This window comes from Pannonibacter anstelovis (assembly GCF_036881715.1).
GTDB classification, from domain to species: domain Bacteria; phylum Pseudomonadota; class Alphaproteobacteria; order Rhizobiales; family Stappiaceae; genus Pannonibacter; species Pannonibacter anstelovis.
Genome location: NZ_JBAKBF010000002.1, coordinates 225605 through 241577 on the forward strand (window position 1 = coordinate 225605; position 15973 = coordinate 241577).

Genomic DNA, 15973 nt, shown 5'->3' on the forward strand with positions numbered 1-15973 from the left:
TCCGTCCTGCGTCACATTTGACCTGAGGCACAGGCAGGGAGGCGATGGCATGAACTGGACGGAACCGCTGAACAATTACTGCGAGCGGCTCGATGCCGGTTTCTGGTCCGAGCCGGTCAATGCCATCACCAACGCCTCCTTCATTCTGGCGGCACTGGCCGCTTTCCTGATGTGGCGCAAGCGTGCGCCGGATGACTGGCTGGCACTGGTGCTCATCGTCATCACACTTGCCACCGGCATTGGCTCCTTCCTGTTCCACACCTTCGCCAACCGCTGGTCACTGCTGGCGGATGTGATCCCGATCGCCCTTTTCATCCATGTCTATCTCTTCGCGGCGCTGAACCGGTTTCTGGGGCTGCGCTGGTACTGGGCGGTGGGCTTCACGCTCGTCTTCTTCGCAGCGTCGCCCTTTGCCGGGCGGCTGTTTGCGCCGCTGGTGGGGTCTTCTGCCGGATATATTCCGGCGCTTGCCGCCATTTTCGCCGTGGCAGCCCTGGCATGGCGCTCCAGCACCCGGCTCGCCAAGGGCCTTGCTGCCGCCGGAGTGGTTTTTGCCGCCTCGCTGACCTTCCGCACGCTCGACATGCCAGTTTGCGGCAGCCTCGCTCTGGGCACCCATTTCATGTGGCATATCCTCAACGGACTGGTTCTATTCCTGCTTTTGCGGCTGCTTTTGCCCGCAACCGGTGGAGCAGGTGTGAAATAAGGTTGAACAGCACGCGCGGATGGGCCATGCCTCCTTGAGGGAAAGGCGGCTGAGACCGCTGTTGAGACGAGAGGCGACATGAGCGACAAGAAACCGGCTGGAAGCGACCTGACCGAACCCGCACTGTTCTTCCACATGCATCCGCGCCCGGGCAAACTCGAGATCAAGGCGACCAAGCCGCTCGGTAACCAGCGCGATCTGGCTCTGGCCTATTCTCCCGGTGTCGCCGCTCCCTGTCTTGAAATCGCCCGTGACCCGTCGACGGCTGCGCTCTACACCTCCCGCGCCAATCTGGTGGCCGTGATTTCCAACGGAACCGCCGTGCTGGGTCTTGGCAACATCGGCCCGCTCGCCTCCAAGCCCGTGATGGAAGGCAAGGCCGTCCTGTTCAAGAAATTCGCCGGCATCGACGTCTTCGACATCGAGGTGGACGAACTCGACGTCGACCGCTTCGTCGATGCGGTTGCGGTTCTGGAGCCGACCTTCGGCGGCATCAACCTTGAGGACATCAAGGCGCCGGAGTGCTTCCAGATCGAGGCCAAGCTGCGCGAGCGGATGAACATTCCGGTGTTCCACGACGACCAGCACGGCACGGCGATCATCGTCGGTGCAGCGGTCAAGAATGCGCTGGAACTGGCCGGCAAGCCGATTGATCAGGTGAAGATCGTCGCCTCTGGTGCCGGTGCCGCCGCGCTCGCCTGCCTCAATCTCATCGTCTCCCTTGGCGCAAAGCGCGAGAACATCTGGGTCTCGGACATTGAGGGTGTGGTCTATGAAGGCCGCGAAGCCCTGATGGACCAGTGGAAGGGCATCTTCGCCCAGAAGACGGAAAAGCGTACGCTGGGTGAGATCATCGAAGGTGCCGACGTATTCCTTGGCCTGTCCGCCGCCGGCGTACTGAAGCCGGAAATGGTCGCCAAGATGGCGCCGAACCCGCTGATCCTGGCGCTTGCCAATCCCAATCCGGAGATCATGCCGGAAGCCGCGCTTGCAGTGCGCGATGACGTGATGATGTGCACCGGCCGTTCGGATTTCCCGAACCAGGTGAACAACGTCCTGTGCTTCCCTTACATCTTCCGCGGCGCGCTGGACGTTGGCGCGACCGCGATCAACGAAGAGATGAAGCATGCGGCGGTGAAGGCCATCGCCGATCTGGCCAAGGAAGAGCCGTCCGACGTTGCGGCCCGCGCCTATGGCGGGGCGACCGAGACCTTTGGTCCGAAGTACCTGATTCCGTCGCCGTTCGATCAGCGCCTGATCCTGCGCATTGCGCCGGCTGTAGCCCGTGCAGCCATGGAAACCGGCGTTGCCACGCGCCCGATCGAGGATTTCGACGCCTATCTCGACACGCTGAACCGCTTCGTCTTCCGCTCCGGCCTCGTGATGAAGCCGATCATTCAGGCCGCGACCCGTGAGCCGAAGCGGATCATCTATGCGGAAGGCGAGGATGAGCGTGTGCTGCGCGCAGCCCAGGTGCTGATCGAGGACAAGGTGGCCGTACCGATCCTCGTGGGCCGCCCGGACGTGCTGAAGGCCCGCTGCGAGCGTTTTGGCCTGAAGATCCGCCCGGGTGTGGACTTTGAATTCGTCAACCCGCAGGATGATCCGCGTTACCGCGACTATGTGGAAGAGTATTTCTCCTGCGTGGGCCGCAAGGGCGTGCCGCATGATGCAGCGCGTACCATCGTGCGCACCAACTCCACCGTCATCTCGGCGCTGGCCGTGCGGCGCGGGGAGGCTGATGCGGTGATCTGCGGACTGGAAGGCCGCTTCATCCGCCACCTGCGCGATATCCGCCAGATCATCGGCCTCAAGGCCGGTGTGCGGGATCTGTCGGCCCTGTCGCTGCTGATCAATGATCGCGGCGCGATCTTCCTGACCGACACCTTCGTGACCGAAGACCCGGATGCGGAAGAGCTGGCCGAGATGGCACGGCTTGCAGCTGCGGAAATCCGCCGCTTCGGCATCGAGCCCAAGGTGGCGCTGCTGTCGGCCTCCAACTTCGGCTCGCGCGAGCTGGCCTCTGCCGACAAGATGCGCAAGGCGCTGGACATCCTCTGGAAGGAATGTCCGGAGCTGGAAGTGGACGGCGACATGCATGGCGACTCGGCCCTGTCCGAGCTGCTGCGCCAGCGCGTCATGCCGGACAGCCGCCTGAAGGGCGAAGCGAACCTGCTGCTCTTCCCGAATCTGGATGCGGCCAACATCGCGCTGAACCTGCTGAAGGTGGCGACGGAGGCCCTGCATGTCGGCCCGATTCTGCTCGGCACGGCCAAGCCTGCGCATATCCTCACCGGCTCGGTGACCTCGCGCGGCGTGGTCAACATGTCGGCTCTGGCCTGCGTCGAGGCGCAGAAGAAGGCGGAAGCCTGAGCCATCCATCCCTTGCGCCTGCCGGAGCCAACCGCACCGGCAGGCGTGACGGTGTTCATCCTCTCCGGCTTGGACAGGCAAAGGGCCTTTTGGAATGAAACCTGCGAAGGACTGCGTCACCAAGGGTGATATCCGGACCGAGATCGACCGGATCGACCAGCTTCTTCTGAAGCTTTTCGCCGAGCGGCAGACCTATGTACGCCAGATGGCGCAGATCAAGCAGCATCCGGACGAAGCCTTTGATGCGGAGCGAATCGAGACCATGATCGAACGCCTGCGCGGGCGTGCTGAAGGCCTTGGGCTGGAAGCCGGTCAGGCCGAGGCTGTCTGGCGTGTGCTGATCGACTGGAATGTCGATTACGAGCGCCGCACCATTGCCGCCCGGCTGGGGCTCGCACCTCAGGGCACCGTTTTATCTTGACTTTCAGGCCTAAGGCGCCGATACAGGCGCCAAGATACGGTTTGGCCGCCGCGTGAGCGGCCTGCGTCCTCTCCACGCGCCTGCCCCTCACATGTTGTTGCGGGGCGCCCGCAGATCCTGCGGTCTGGCAGATCCGGCCCTTCCCAAAAGGTGATCCGCGACGGAGGCAGACAGGATGCATGAGCCGTTCCGCGTCGCGCCAGAGGCTGCGATGCCTTTTCCCAGGTTCCCATTTCACGCGGGGTTCTGACGGTCCGGATTGCCATTTGGCCCGTGCCGTAACCGCCACGAAAGGCTGGTCCATCATGGGCCGGTCCACCTTGTGCGCGTGCCCTTTGATGCGGCAGGCGCGACAGTTGAAGGTTTTCATTTGACTCAGTTTGAAGCTCTCGGGCTTTCCCAGTCGATCCTCAAGGCCATCGCCGCTATCGGCTACGACCAGCCGACCCCGATCCAGCGCGAAGCCATCCCTCTCATTCTCGCCGGCAATGACCTGATGGGCCTTGCCCAGACCGGCACCGGCAAGACCGCCGCTTTCGGCCTGCCGCTGGTCGAGCGCATGCTCGCCAATCCCAAGCCGGCTCCGGCCCGCGCCACCCGCGCCCTGATCCTGGCGCCGACCCGTGAACTGGTGAACCAGATCGCGCAGAACCTCATCGGTTTCATCAAGTCGACGCCGCTGCAGGTTGCCACCATCATGGGCGGTGTTTCCATCGGCCCGCAGATCAAGCGCATGTCCCGTGGCTGCGACATTCTGGTTGCCACGCCAGGCCGTCTGCTCGATCTGATCGACCGCAACGCCCTGCGTCTTGACCAGGTGGAATATCTGGTGCTGGACGAAGCCGACCAGATGCTGGACCTCGGCTTCATCCACGCCCTGCGCAAGATTGCCAATCTGGTACCGAAGAAGCGCCAGACCCTGCTGTTCTCGGCCACCATGCCGAAGCAGATCGAGGAACTGTCCCGCTCCTACCTGACCGATCCGGTCCGCGTGGAAGTGGCTCCGGCTGGCCGCACGGCAGACAAGGTGACCCAGTGCGTTCACTTCGTCTCCAACGGCGACAAGATCAGCCTGCTGATCAACTGCCTCTCCGAACGCCCCGACGATCTGTCTCTGGTCTTCGCCCGCACCAAGCATGGCGCGGACAAGGTGGTGCGCCGTCTGGAAGCTGCCGGGTTCAAGGCCAATGCAATCCATGGCAACAAGAGCCAGAACCAGCGTGACCGCGCCATCAAGGAACTGAAGTCCGGCGAGACCCGCATCCTGGTGGCCACCGATGTGGCCGCACGCGGCATCGACATTCCGGGCGTCAGCCACGTCTACAACCTCGACCTGCCGGATGTGCCGGAGAGCTACGTTCACCGCATCGGCCGCACCGCCCGTGCAGGCGCCGATGGCGATGCCATCGCTTTCTGCGCACCGGACGAAATCGGCCTGCTGCGTGACATCGAGCGTCTGACCGGCATCCGCATTCCCGTCGCCAGCGGTGAGGCACCGGCCGAGGGCCGCGGTGCCGCCAAGCGCCCGGCACGTGGAGGCGGCCAGCAGGGCCGTGGCCAGGGCCAGGGACGTGAACAGGGCCGCGGTGAACAGGGCCGTGGCTACGGTGCCCGTTCCGAAGGCGGCCGTGGCCGTGGTGAAGGCGGCAAGGGCGGCTTCGGCAATGGTCATGGCAACAAGCCACATGGCGGCCAGGCACGCAAGCCCGGTGGCGGCCAGCGCCGCCCGCAGAATGGTGGCCCGGCCCAGATTGCTGCACAGGTCCAGTCCCGCGGTGACCGCCGCGACGCGCGCCCTTAAGGGTGAGGCTGCTTTCGGTGTGAAAGTTTCAGGGCCCGGCGGGAAACTGCCGGGCCCTGTTGATTGAAAGCCTTCTCCAAACAAAAGAAAGCCCGCAGCGGTGGTGTTCCGATGCGGGCTTTCTGTTTCAGGTGGCTGAACTCAGCCGGCGACCTTGGAGAAGTCGGCGACGAGGCCGGCAATGTCGCGGATTTCGGCGAGGAGCTTCAGGCGGTTGGCGCGCAGCTCCGCTTCATCGGCGTTGACGAGGATATCGGCAAAGAACCGGTCGACTGGGGCGCGCAGGGCGGCAAGGGCCTCCATCGCGGCGGCGAAGTCTTCGCCCGAAAGCGCCTCGCTGACCGCAGCGCGGGCCGTATCGATGGCGCTGGCCAGCGCAATCTCGGCGTCATCACGGAAGTGGCTGGCGACCGGGCGGCCCGAGACGGCAGCGCCGTCCTTCTTCTCCTCGGCCTTGAGGATGTTGATCGCACGCTTGTAGCCTGCCAGCAGGTTGGCGCCGTCCTCGGTGGCAAGGAACGCCCCCAGAGCCTCGACGCGGCGCACAACCATCAGCAGGTCATCCTGCCCGCCAAGGGCAAAGACGGCATCGATCAGATCATGCCGCGCGCCTTCTTCCTTCAGATGGACCTTGAGACGGTCGGCGAAGAAGGAGAGGAGGTCTGCCGTGGTGGCGGAGGCATCAGCACCGCGTGCACCGATCTGCGGCGCAGCAATGCCGCCAAGCCGCAGACGCAGCTTGTTTTCCAGAATGATGCGGATCACGCCAAGCGCGGCACGGCGCAGGGCGAAGGGGTCCTTGGAGCCGGTCGGCTTTTCGTCAATGGCCCAGAAACCGGTGAGAAGATCCAGCTTGTCGGCGAGCGCAACGGCGATGGCCACCGCATCGGCTGGCACGCGGTCGGACGGGCCTTGCGGGCGGTAATGGTCCTCGATGGCCGTGGCAACGGAGGCACTTTCGCCCTGGTGGGTGGCGTAGTAGCGGCCCATCAGGCCCTGCAGCTCAGGGAACTCGCCAACCATTCCGGAGACGAGATCGGCCTTGGCCAGACGCGCAGCGCGGCGGGCCTCGTCAGCGTCAGCACCGCATGAGGGGGCCAGTTCTGCGGCCAGCGTCTCAAGGCGCTTCACGCGCTCGCCCTGCGAGCCCAGCTTCTCGTGGAAGACGATGCTGTCCAGCTTCGGCAGGTTGTCTTCCAGCCGGGTCTTGAGGTCCGTTTCCCAGAAGAAGCGGGCATCGGACAGGCGGGCGCGGATCACCTTCTCGTTGCCTGCGATGATCGTCTTGCCGCCATCGGCCGCAATCAGGTTCGATGTCAGCACGAAGCGGTTGGCAAGGCGCCCCGTTGCCGGGTTGCGCAGCACGAAGCACTTCTGGTTGGCGCGGATGGTCAGGCGGATGCACTCGTCCGGGATCGACAGGAACGCCTCGTCGAAGGAGCCTGTGAGCACCACCGGCCATTCCACCAGTCCGGCAACTTCCTCCAGCAGGCCTTCGTCTTCCACCAGCTCCAGCCCCAGCGCCATGGCCTGATCGCGCGCATCATGCACGATCACGTCCTTGCGCCGGTCGGCATCGAGGATGACCTTCTGTTTTTCCAGCTTGGTCATGTAGTCGTCGAAGCGGCGGACGGTGAAGGTCTCGTTGCCGTGGAAGCGGTGGCCGCGAGTGGTGTTGCCAGCGGTGAGCCCGTCGATTTCGAAGGCGATCACTTCCGGCTCTTCCGTTTCCGGGCCGAAGGTGGCGACGATGGACTTCAGCGGGCGCACCCAGCGCAGCGTGCCGGAACCCCAGCGCATCGACTTGGGCCAGGGGAAATTGCGGATGATGCCGGGCATCACGTCCGCAATGATTTCTTCTGCCGGGCGGCCCGGCTTCTCGATGATGGCGATGTAGAACTCGCCCTTCTTCGGATCGCTCTGGATCGTGGCTTCCTCGATGGAGGAAAGGCCTGCACCGCGCAGGAAGCCTTCCAGCGCCTGGGCCGGGGAGCCGACGCGCGGGCCCTTGCGCTCTTCGCGGGTGGCCTGCGAGGCAACGGGCAGACCGGCAATGTGCAGGGCAATGCGGCGGGGGGTGGCAAAGGCCTTTGCGCCTTCATAGGTCAGACCGGCTTCCACCAGCGCATTGGTGACCAGCGACTTCAGGTCATCCGCAGCGCGGCGCTGCATGCGGGCAGGGATTTCCTCGCTGAACAGTTCAAGCAGGAGATCGGGCATGGGTCTGAACCTTCGATAGAAAACATCAGGGCAGGGCGGGCAAGCAATCGCACACTGCAGCGCGTGTGCCTACCAAGCCCGGAAAAAAATGTCACCCCCAACCTTGCAGGATTGGCCGGGAAATGGCGCTTTACGGCTGGTGATGAATGGCCCGCATGTCTTGCTGCCGAAGCCGCGGCATGTTTGAGCGATCTGTTTCATGGTTTCTCAAGAGGATTCAAGAGATAATTCATTAAATGCGGATTGGAGCCCGATCTGATTTGGAAAAAGTATCAGTAAGGAAGCGTCTGTCAGATTTTTTGCTTTTGCTTGCCGGAAGCAAATATGGCTTACCTGTGATTGTATTTGCTGTTCTGCTTGTAGCGTGTCTGTGGTTTTCTGCAACATTTGCTCCTGCCGTCGAGGGTTGGCCCGATGGTTCATTCATTGTGCTGTCCATGTTGTTCAGTGCGGCGGCTGCGGCCTGGTTCGGGTCTGCACGCCAGCGCAAGCTGCTTTCCAGTCAGCTGGAGGAAGCGGAAGCCGCTCTGACGGAGGCTCAGGCTCAGGCCCAGCACGATCCTTTGACCGGCCTGCCGAACCGGCGCCATATCGAAATGGTCTTTCCCTCGATGGTGCACATGATGGAACCGGACCAGTTCCGCGCCGTCATCATGATGGATATCGACGGCTTCAAGCCGGTGAACGACGTCTATGGCCACAGCTTCGGCGACCTGCTGCTCAAGGAGTTCGCCGGACGCCTCAACGAGGTGGTTGGAGAAGAGGGCCTTGTTGCCCGGCTGGGCGGCGATGAGTTTGCCATCGTCACAAGTATTCTGGCGCACAAGGATGCGGCTGCCGGTATTGCCCGGCGTGTGCTGAACCGGGTGCAGGAGCCATTTCTGATCGGCGCCCGGCAGGTCACGGTTGGCTCGGGCGTTGGCATTGCCGTTTTCCCGGACAATGGCTATTCGATTGTCGAGCTGTTGCGCCGGGCCGATGTGGCGCTCTACCGCGCCAAGACATCCGGCCGCTCCACGTTCCGCTTTTTCGAGACCGAGATGGACGCGGCGATCCTGCATCGCACGCTGCTGGAACAGCGCTTGCGCGGGGCCATTGCCAGCAATCAGATCAGCCCCCATTTTCAGCCGATCTGGGACCTGCGCAGCGAGAGGATTGCAGGCTTCGAGGCGCTGGCCCGCTGGACGGACCGTGACTTCGGCAAGGTGCCGCCGTCGCATTTCATTCCCATTGCGGAAGATTGCGGGCTGATGCCGGAGCTGACCGACCATCTTCTGACCAAGTCCTGCGAGGCGGCGCTGCAGTGGCCACAGGATGTTTATCTCTCCTTCAATCTATCCCCGGTGCAACTGCACGACCGGATGCTGCCCCTGCGGCTTCTGACCATTCTGGGCAACACCGGTTTTCCACCAGAGCGGCTGGAGATCGAGATCACGGAAAATGCCCTTATCAAGGACCCCAAGACGGCGCGGGAGATCCTTGGCCAGCTTTCGGATTCCGGCATCCGCATCGCGCTGGATGATTTCGGCACGGGGCATTCCAGTCTGCGCTATCTCAGGGATTTCCGTGTCGACCGTATCAAGATCGACCGGTCCTTTATCGCAGGAATGGGAGAAGGAGGCGAGAACGCCGCTATTGTCCGCGCCATCCTGGGGCTTGCGGCAGGCCTTGGCATAGAGGCCATTGCGGAAGGGATCGAGCTGCAGGAGCAGCGTGCGCAACTTCATTATGAAGGCTGCAACTACGGGCAAGGCTTCCTGTTCTCGCAGGCTGTCAGTGCGGATGATGCTCACGCTCTGATTTGCGCCAACATCGCCCGTCAGCAGAGCCTGGACGCGCCGCTGCCCGCGTAATGCGCGAAAAGGGCACCCGCACTGCGGATGCCCATGACCCCGTAAGCTCGCAGTGAGATGCAGCCTCAGCCGGTGTAGCCAACGCCGCCGGCTGCCGTCTGCAGGAAGGCGCCGCCACAGGCCTTGGCCAGCTCGCGCACGCGCAGGATATAGCTCTGGCGTTCGGTTACCGAGATCACGCCACGCGCATCCAGCAGGTTGAAGGCATGGCTGGCCTTGATGCACTGATCATAGGCCGGCAGCACCATCTGGTGCACGTCGGCGCCGGCCGCTTCCTTTGCTGCTTCGCCAGCGGCGAGCAGTCGGCGGCATTCCTCTTCAGCATCACGGAAGTGGCGGAACAGCATTTCCGTATCGGCATGCTCGAAATTGTGCCGGGAATATTCCTGCTCGGCCTGAAGGAACACATCGCCATAGGTGATCTTGTCCGCGCCTGTACGGCCGTTGTAGTTCAGGTCATAGACGTTATCGACGCCCTGAATATACATGGCCAGGCGCTCCAGCCCGTAGGTCAGCTCACCGGAAACGGGTGAGCACTCGAAACCGGCCACCTGCTGGAAATAAGTGAACTGCGACACTTCCATGCCGTCGCACCAGCACTCCCAGCCAAGGCCCCAGGCGCCAAGGGTGGGGCTTTCCCAGTCGTCTTCGACGAAGCGCACGTCATGCACGGAAGGATCGAGCCCGATGGCATAGAGACTGTTGAGATACAGCTCCTGCAGGTTCTCAGGCGACGGCTTCAGGATCACCTGGAACTGGTAATAGTGCTGCAGGCGGTTGGGGTTCTCGCCATAACGGCCGTCAGAGGGGCGGCGGGAAGGCTGCACATAGGCGGCCTTCCAGGGGCGCGGCCCAAGCGAACGCAGAGTCGTGGCCGGGTGGAACGTGCCAGCACCCACTTCCATGTCATAGGGCTGCAGCACGACGCAGCCCTGATCCGCCCAGTAGCGCTGCAGGGTCAGGATCAGCGCCTGAAAGGAGTTTTCAGGGCGCATGTGGTCCGGAAGGGTTTCATTCGGCATCTGGCATTTCCCGGTCGTTCGAGACGGAGAGGGCACGGCGAAGCTGGCCGCCGCCCTGATTGGCCGGAGAGGTGCCACGGAGGCGGGGCGAGGTCAAGCCGCACCCGCAGGCAGGGGCGCGAAATGCCCTCCGGGAGGGGGATGAAGCCGGTTCAGTCCTGCGGCCGGTAACAGCCCAATCAGTCCTGCGGCCGGTAACGGCCCAATCAGTCTTGCGGCCGGTAACGGCCGGTGCTGGGGTCGAGCTTCAGTGTCACCGGAATGGGCGTGCCCGGAGCGGGACGAACCTTCGAAAGGCGCTGGTCCACGCGGGCCATTTCACGGCGCATGGCGCGAGCAAGAAGGAGACCGGCAGTTCCGGCAAGGGCGATGATGGCGAGAGGATGCATGCGGACTATCTCCAGATGATGTGCAATCCTCCCGTTCGATCGTGGCGGAGACAAGGCACAATGTGCATCAAGTTGCCGTGTTCCGGTCAAAAAATGTCACAGACCGTAACGTGCCCAAAGGCTGCGGTCTTCAAGGGCTCCCAGCACGTCCTCCGTCAGGGCTCCTGCGCTCAGAGAGGCCCGGAGGCCGCCGCCAACGCCGCCTGAGGGCCTGCGGCCGAACAGCCCGCGCGGCTGGCCGATGAGCACGGGCTCTGCCTTTTCGCCGAAGCGCTGCTTCAGCACGGACAGGAGATCCCCTTCACGGTCGGCAAGTCCAAGGCTGCAGGCGATGCGCCCGGTCCAAAACAGGCCGCTGAACAGATCCGGATCCTGAGAGAGCAGTTCTCCGCGCCGCGCTTTGACCATGGTGATGAACAGATCATGGATTTCGGCCTGCAATGACTTCAGATGCGCCACGTCTTCCGGGTTTTCCGGGCTGAAGGCATCGAGCGACACCTTGCGCGTGCCTGCCGTATAGACGCGCCGCTCCACGCCGATCTTCTGGATGAGTTCGGTAAAGCCGAAACCTGCGGAAACGACACCAATGGAGCCAACCACGGATGATGGATCGACGATGATTTCATCGCCCGCAACGGCGATCATGTAGCCGCCGGATGCCGCCACATCCTCCACGAAAACCAGAACCTGCTTGCCGTGCTCTTCGGCAAGCGCACGGATCCGGGTGTAGATAAGGCGCGACTGCACGGGGGAGCCGCCGGGCGAGTTGATGATCAGTGCAACGGCCGGAGCCTTCTTCATGGAGAAAGCCCGTTCCAGCGGTTTGGCTACCGACGCCAGGGAGAGACCGCTTCGCAAGGGGCCGCCACCACCAATCACGCCCTGCAGGCGGACGACGGGAATGGGCGTGCCGCCGCGCCCGAGGAGCTTCTTCAGTCTGGTCTTGAGTGTTGTCAGCATGAAATCCCGTTCCGGCTTGCCCGGCAGGCGGTGATGCCTGCCAGTGAGCATTAGATAGTGCCGCGCGCGAGAAAATCAGCCTTTGTCTTGGCAGCCAGCTGGTTGACGGCCTCCCAGTTGAGCCGCAGGCCTGCGGCCTCGTCATCACACCACATTACCTCTGCCACGATGGCCCGGGGCATGCCCAGCACACGCAGATGGATGGTCTTGCCCAGATGTTTGACACCTGCTGCCTGGACACGGCAACCCGAACGGGCAGCGTCAACGATACGGCCCGTGACGCGCCGCGTGCGTTCAGGGTCCGTCAGTACCACCTGAATGGAAACGGCGCGGCGCGCTTCCGCCCGCTTGCTTGCAGCATCGCTCTGGACGCCGTTAAAGACGATGGTGGCGTCTTCGCCAGCGATGGAGGTGACTGTCGCAGAGCGGAGGCTTTTCTCGTCACCAAAGCGCAGACCAATGTTCTTCTGCAGCAGCTTGATGTCAGGAGAAGAGATGAGGCATCCCCACTGAGTCAGATTGCTCACTTTGACCGGGATGCAGGTCAAGCGCTCGATATCAATGGCAAGAACGGCCGGGGGAGCAGCTTCCGGTGCTACGGGCGGCCGTGCGCGGCGCGGGGATGCGTATCCGGAGCCGGCGTCAGCCGGTTCGGGCACCTTCTCTTGCACCGTTTGCGGTGTCCGGGGTGCATGTGCTTGCACAGGCCGTTTCGCGGGTTCGGGGCCGCGTGCCTCAACAGGCGCCGGTGCAGGCGCCTGAGCGGGTTTTGTCCGTCTTGTGGTGAATGCTGTATCCGTCATCGAAACCGATGTCCTGCCCATTATAATAAAGCTAGACGGAACAACTTTAACAATGAGTATATTCACGAGTGCTACGTGCTGGCGAACTGCACCGGCTCAAGCAGAAAGTGCCTGTTTTAACGCAAGGAAATCCCGCCAGGCGAGCCGTTTTTCCAACGGGCTGCGCAGGAGATAGGCCGGGTGATAGGTCGCAATGGCGCGGATCTTCCGGCCGCCCGCATCATACTCCATCCAGCGCCCGCGCATGCGGCGGATGCCATCCGTGTTGCCCGTCAGCGCCTTGGCGGATGCAGCACCCAGGAAAACCAGAAAATCCGGGTTGGCCAGTTCGATCTGCCGGGCGATGAAAGGACGGCAGATTTCCGTTTCCTGCGGTGTCGGCGTCCGGTTGCCTGGCGGGCGCCACGGCACAACATTGGCGATGTAGACGGAGGATCTGTCGAGGCCGATGGCCGACAGCATCCGGTCCAGCAACTGTCCTGAGCGGCCAACGAAGGGCACGCCGGAGAGATCTTCGTCCCGGCCCGGCGCTTCGCCCACCAGCATGACCCTGGCCGAGGGATTGCCATCGGCAAACACCAGCGACTTTGCGGTGAGGCGCAGATTGCAGCCGTTGAAGGCAGCGAGGCAGGCCTTGAGATCTTCCAGTGTTGCCGCAGACTTCGCGGCTTCCCGGGCAGACTTGACCGCTTGCTCGCCGGGGATGACCGCCGGATCCGTTGAAGTAGAAACAGGAGCCTGCGCCTGCGGTTCGGGCGCTGCACTGCGGTTGAGTGACGGGAGATTCAGGGGCGGCGGGGCTGCCTGACCGGCAATGCGCGACTGGACCTGGCCCTGCGGCTGCGCCGGCTGGCTGTAGCTGCTATCGAAGTTGCGGGTCTGTGGCGCCTGTGCTCCCGGCTGCCCCGGTGCTCCGCGCGACTGGCGCACCATGGCGGCTTGCTCTGCCTCCAGCGCCGACTGGGCAAAACGGTCTATGACTTCATCTTCCACCCAGCCATCCACACCCGCACCCTGGAAAAACTCCAGAAGTGCCTCGATGTGCCGGGCCGTGAGGCCGGATGCTGAGAAAGACGTGATCATGCCGCCAATGTAACGGGAGATGGCGCAAACACAACAGACCTTACCCCGCTCTCCCGTGATATCGCTTTCATTCCTGCGGCAAGCTGGCGGGTTGACTAACGCTTACGTTAACGTAAAGTCCTAACCAGCCGAAACGGAGGAATTGCAGGTCCGCTTGAGCTGCTCTAAAGAGGACGCGACGCTTAGACAGTCAAGCGGGCAGGGTGGGGCCGCCTGCTGCAATTGCGCCAGTCTGTTCGCAGTCTGGCGTGCTTGAGAGGGAGAGTGCGATGACGGAAGAGCTTGAGCTGCCCGAGCGCGAAAGCATGGATTTTGACGTGGTGATTGTCGGCGCTGGCCCTGCTGGCCTTTCCGCTGCCATTCGCCTCAAGCAGATCGCTAACGAGAAGGGCGAAGAGCTGTCCGTCGTGGTCCTGGAGAAGGGCTCGGAAGTCGGCGCGCATATTCTGTCCGGCGCGGTCATCGATCCGATCGCTCTTGACCGCCTGCTGCCGGATTGGCGCAGCGAGGATACGCCCATCAAGACGGCGGTGACGGCTGACCATTTCCTCGTGCTGGGACCTGCCGGCTCCATGCGCCTGCCGAATGTTCTGATGCCCAAGCTGATGAACAACCACGGCAACTACATCGTTTCGCTGGGCAACGTCTGCCGCTGGCTGGCCACCAAGGCCGAAGAGCTGGGCGTGGAGATTTATCCCGGCTTTGCCGCCGCTGAAGTGCTCTATGACGAAGAGGGCAAGGTTGTTGGCGTCGCCACCGGCGACATGGGCATTGGCCGTGACGGCAAGCCCAATCACAACTACACCCGCGGCATGGAGCTGCGCGGAAAGTATGTGCTGATTGCCGAAGGCGTGCGCGGCTCGCTCGCCAAGCAGCTGATCTCCCGCTTTGAGCTGGACAAGGATGCAGATGTGCCGAAATTCGGCATTGGCATCAAGGAACTGTGGCAGATCGACCCGGCGAAGCACAAGCTGGGGCTGGTGCAGCACTCCTTCGGCTGGCCTCTGGACAACCGCACGGGTGGCGGCTCTTTCCTCTATCATCTCGAAGACAATCAGGTCGCCGTCGGCTTCGTGGTTCATCTGAACTACCAGAACCCGCACCTGTCGCCCTTCGACGAGTTCCAGCGCTTCAAGACCCATCCGGCGATCCGTGAAACCTTCGAGGGCGGCAAGCGGCTTGCCTATGGTGCGCGCGCCATCACCGAAGGCGGCTACCAGTCGGTGCCGAAGCTTTCGTTCCCTGGCGGCCTGCTGATTGGCTGCTCCGCCGGTTTCGTCAACGTGCCGCGCATCAAGGGCTCTCACAACGCCATGCTCTCGGGCATGATTGCAGCCGAGCATGTGATGGACGCACTGGGCCGCGGCGAGACCAATGCGGAGCTGACGGCCTTCGATACCGCCTGGCGCGAAAGCGACATCGGCAAGGACCTGAAGAAGGTGCGCAACGTCAAGCCGCTGTGGTCGCGCTTTGGCGCGGTGATGGGCGTCATGCTCGGTGGCCTCGACATGTGGACGAACGAGCTGTTCGGCTTCTCCTTCTTCGGCACCATGAAGCACGGCAAGACCGATGCACAGAGCCTGAAGCCGGCCGCCGAGTGCAAGCCGATCGCCTATCCGAAGCCCGATGGAGTCGTCTCCTTCGACAAGCTGTCCTCGGTGTTCCTATCCAACACCAATCATGAGGAGGATCAGCCGATCCATCTGAAGGTGAAGGACATGGCGCTGCAGAAGTCGTCGGAGCACGACGTCTACGGCGGCCCGTCGAACCGCTATTGCCCGGCCGGTGTCTATGAATGGGTCGAGGAAGGCGAGGGTGCGCCCCGCTTCCAGATCAACGCGCAGAACTGCGTCCACTGCAAGACCTGTGACATCAAGGACCCGAACGGCAACATCACCTGGACGGTGCCGGAAGGCTCCGGCGGCCCGAACTACCCGAACATGTAAAACCTCTTCAGCCCCCGGCGAGCCCAGCTTTCCGGGGGCTGTTTTTTGGTGGGGGAGGAGCACACAGGAACACTCCCGCGCCGTCCCGCAGATTCTGCGTCGTCCCGGACGAAGCGGAGATCCGGGAACCACTCGCTTCCAGAGCAATGAGATGTGTTGACGCCGGAACGGCTTGCATCGGGCGAGAGCCTGCCGCCAGGCCGTGGGCAATCGCCCTTCTCTGCAAACGAATAGTCCCCGGCTCGCGCTACGCTTGGCCGGGGTGACTCTGTGCCGGTCATAGCGCCGGTACATGGGCGTATGGCGGCAGGTGGGGCGTTGCTGTGCAAATCATTCAACGTCTTAACCATAGCCAGCGTGCCGAAGAAAAATTAACGCAGGGGCAGACTGGAAATT

12 protein-coding genes are annotated in these 15973 nt (G+C 62.9%); 6 read left to right on the top strand and 6 right to left on the bottom strand.

Annotation, left to right across the window (positions count from 1 at the left end; translation table 11 throughout):
• The first annotated feature begins 49 nt into the window (after nt 1-49).
• The 4 genes from V6L75_RS03860 to V6L75_RS03875 all read left to right on the top strand — a co-directional run bounded on the left by V6L75_RS03860 (nt 50) and on the right by V6L75_RS03875 (nt 5301).
• Entirely contained in the window at nt 50-706 is a 657-nt protein-coding gene (locus tag V6L75_RS03860) for a hypothetical protein (protein WP_334250197.1), read from the top strand.
• Nucleotides 707-784: 78 nt separating this feature from the next.
• Nucleotides 785-3079, top strand: coding sequence for an NADP-dependent malic enzyme (locus tag V6L75_RS03865; RefSeq protein ID WP_334250198.1), 2295 nt, complete (start codon nt 785-787; stop codon nt 3077-3079).
• Between the two features lie 94 nt (nt 3080-3173).
• On the top strand, nt 3174-3500 hold the full coding sequence (locus V6L75_RS03870) for a chorismate mutase (protein ID WP_334250199.1): 327 nt from the start codon (nt 3174-3176) through the stop codon (nt 3498-3500).
• Between the two features lie 370 nt (nt 3501-3870).
• The gene (locus tag V6L75_RS03875; RefSeq protein WP_334250200.1) at nt 3871-5301 is read left to right on the top strand and encodes a DEAD/DEAH box helicase; all 1431 of its coding nucleotides are present in this window, start codon (nt 3871-3873) and stop codon (nt 5299-5301) included.
• A gap of 141 nt (nt 5302-5442) precedes the next feature.
• Here V6L75_RS03875 and glyS read toward each other — a convergent pair whose 3' ends face one another.
• Nucleotides 5443-7521, bottom strand: a complete 2079-nt coding sequence (glyS, locus tag V6L75_RS03880) for a glycine--tRNA ligase subunit beta (RefSeq protein ID WP_334250201.1) — start codon at nt 7519-7521, stop codon at nt 5443-5445.
• A gap of 437 nt (nt 7522-7958) precedes the next feature.
• On the opposite strand from glyS, the gene V6L75_RS03885 reads away from it, so the two are divergent.
• Entirely contained in the window at nt 7959-9374 is a 1416-nt protein-coding gene (locus tag V6L75_RS03885; protein WP_334250202.1) for a putative bifunctional diguanylate cyclase/phosphodiesterase, read from the top strand.
• Between the two features lie 65 nt (nt 9375-9439).
• Here V6L75_RS03885 and V6L75_RS03890 read toward each other — a convergent pair whose 3' ends face one another.
• From V6L75_RS03890 to V6L75_RS03910, 5 genes are all read right to left on the bottom strand, one after another.
• Nucleotides 9440-10396 carry a glycine--tRNA ligase subunit alpha gene (locus V6L75_RS03890; RefSeq protein WP_334250203.1) on the bottom strand — a complete coding sequence of 319 codons (957 nt, stop codon included), beginning with the start codon at nt 10394-10396 and terminating at the stop codon, nt 9440-9442.
• A 206-nt stretch (nt 10397-10602) separates the two neighbouring features.
• Nucleotides 10603-10785 (bottom strand): hypothetical protein, encoded by a 183-nt coding sequence (locus V6L75_RS03895; RefSeq protein ID WP_334250204.1) that lies wholly within the window; start codon nt 10783-10785, stop codon nt 10603-10605.
• Between the two features lie 96 nt (nt 10786-10881).
• Complete coding sequence (locus V6L75_RS03900; protein ID WP_334250205.1) at nt 10882-11745, bottom strand: S49 family peptidase; 864 nt, start codon at nt 11743-11745, stop codon at nt 10882-10884.
• 50 nt (nt 11746-11795) lie between these two features.
• Entirely contained in the window at nt 11796-12272 is a 477-nt protein-coding gene (locus tag V6L75_RS03905; RefSeq protein ID WP_334250206.1) for a PilZ domain-containing protein, read from the bottom strand.
• Between the two features lie 372 nt (nt 12273-12644).
• On the bottom strand, nt 12645-13631 hold the full coding sequence (locus V6L75_RS03910) for a uracil-DNA glycosylase family protein (RefSeq protein ID WP_334250207.1): 987 nt from the start codon (nt 13629-13631) through the stop codon (nt 12645-12647).
• A gap of 269 nt (nt 13632-13900) precedes the next feature.
• Between V6L75_RS03910 and V6L75_RS03915 the strand changes: the two genes are divergently transcribed.
• On the top strand, nt 13901-15577 hold the full coding sequence (locus V6L75_RS03915) for an electron transfer flavoprotein-ubiquinone oxidoreductase (protein ID WP_334250208.1): 1677 nt from the start codon (nt 13901-13903) through the stop codon (nt 15575-15577).
• Nucleotides 15578-15973 lie beyond the last annotated feature (396 nt).

Bases quoted from the DNA above. Each gene is read 5' to 3' on its own strand.
- V6L75_RS03885 (WP_334250202.1), top strand. From the start codon at position 7,959: ATGTTGTTCAGTGCGGCGGCTGCGGCCTGGTTCGGGTCTGCACGCCAG.
- V6L75_RS03915 (WP_334250208.1), top strand. From the start codon at position 13,901: ATGACGGAAGAGCTTGAGCTGCCCGAGCGCGAAAGCATGGATTTTGAC.
- V6L75_RS03900 (WP_334250205.1), bottom strand. From the start codon at position 11,745: ATGCTGACAACACTCAAGACCAGACTGAAGAAGCTCCTCGGGCGCGGC.
- V6L75_RS03860 (WP_334250197.1), top strand. From the start codon at position 50: ATGAACTGGACGGAACCGCTGAACAATTACTGCGAGCGGCTCGATGCC.
- V6L75_RS03895 (WP_334250204.1), bottom strand. From the start codon at position 10,785: ATGCATCCTCTCGCCATCATCGCCCTTGCCGGAACTGCCGGTCTCCTT.
- glyS (WP_334250201.1), bottom strand. From the start codon at position 7,521: ATGCCCGATCTCCTGCTTGAACTGTTCAGCGAGGAAATCCCTGCCCGC.
- V6L75_RS03890 (WP_334250203.1), bottom strand. From the start codon at position 10,396: ATGCCGAATGAAACCCTTCCGGACCACATGCGCCCTGAAAACTCCTTT.
- V6L75_RS03870 (WP_334250199.1), top strand. From the start codon at position 3,174: ATGAAACCTGCGAAGGACTGCGTCACCAAGGGTGATATCCGGACCGAG.
- V6L75_RS03910 (WP_334250207.1), bottom strand. From the start codon at position 13,631: ATGATCACGTCTTTCTCAGCATCCGGCCTCACGGCCCGGCACATCGAG.
- V6L75_RS03865 (WP_334250198.1), top strand. From the start codon at position 785: ATGAGCGACAAGAAACCGGCTGGAAGCGACCTGACCGAACCCGCACTG.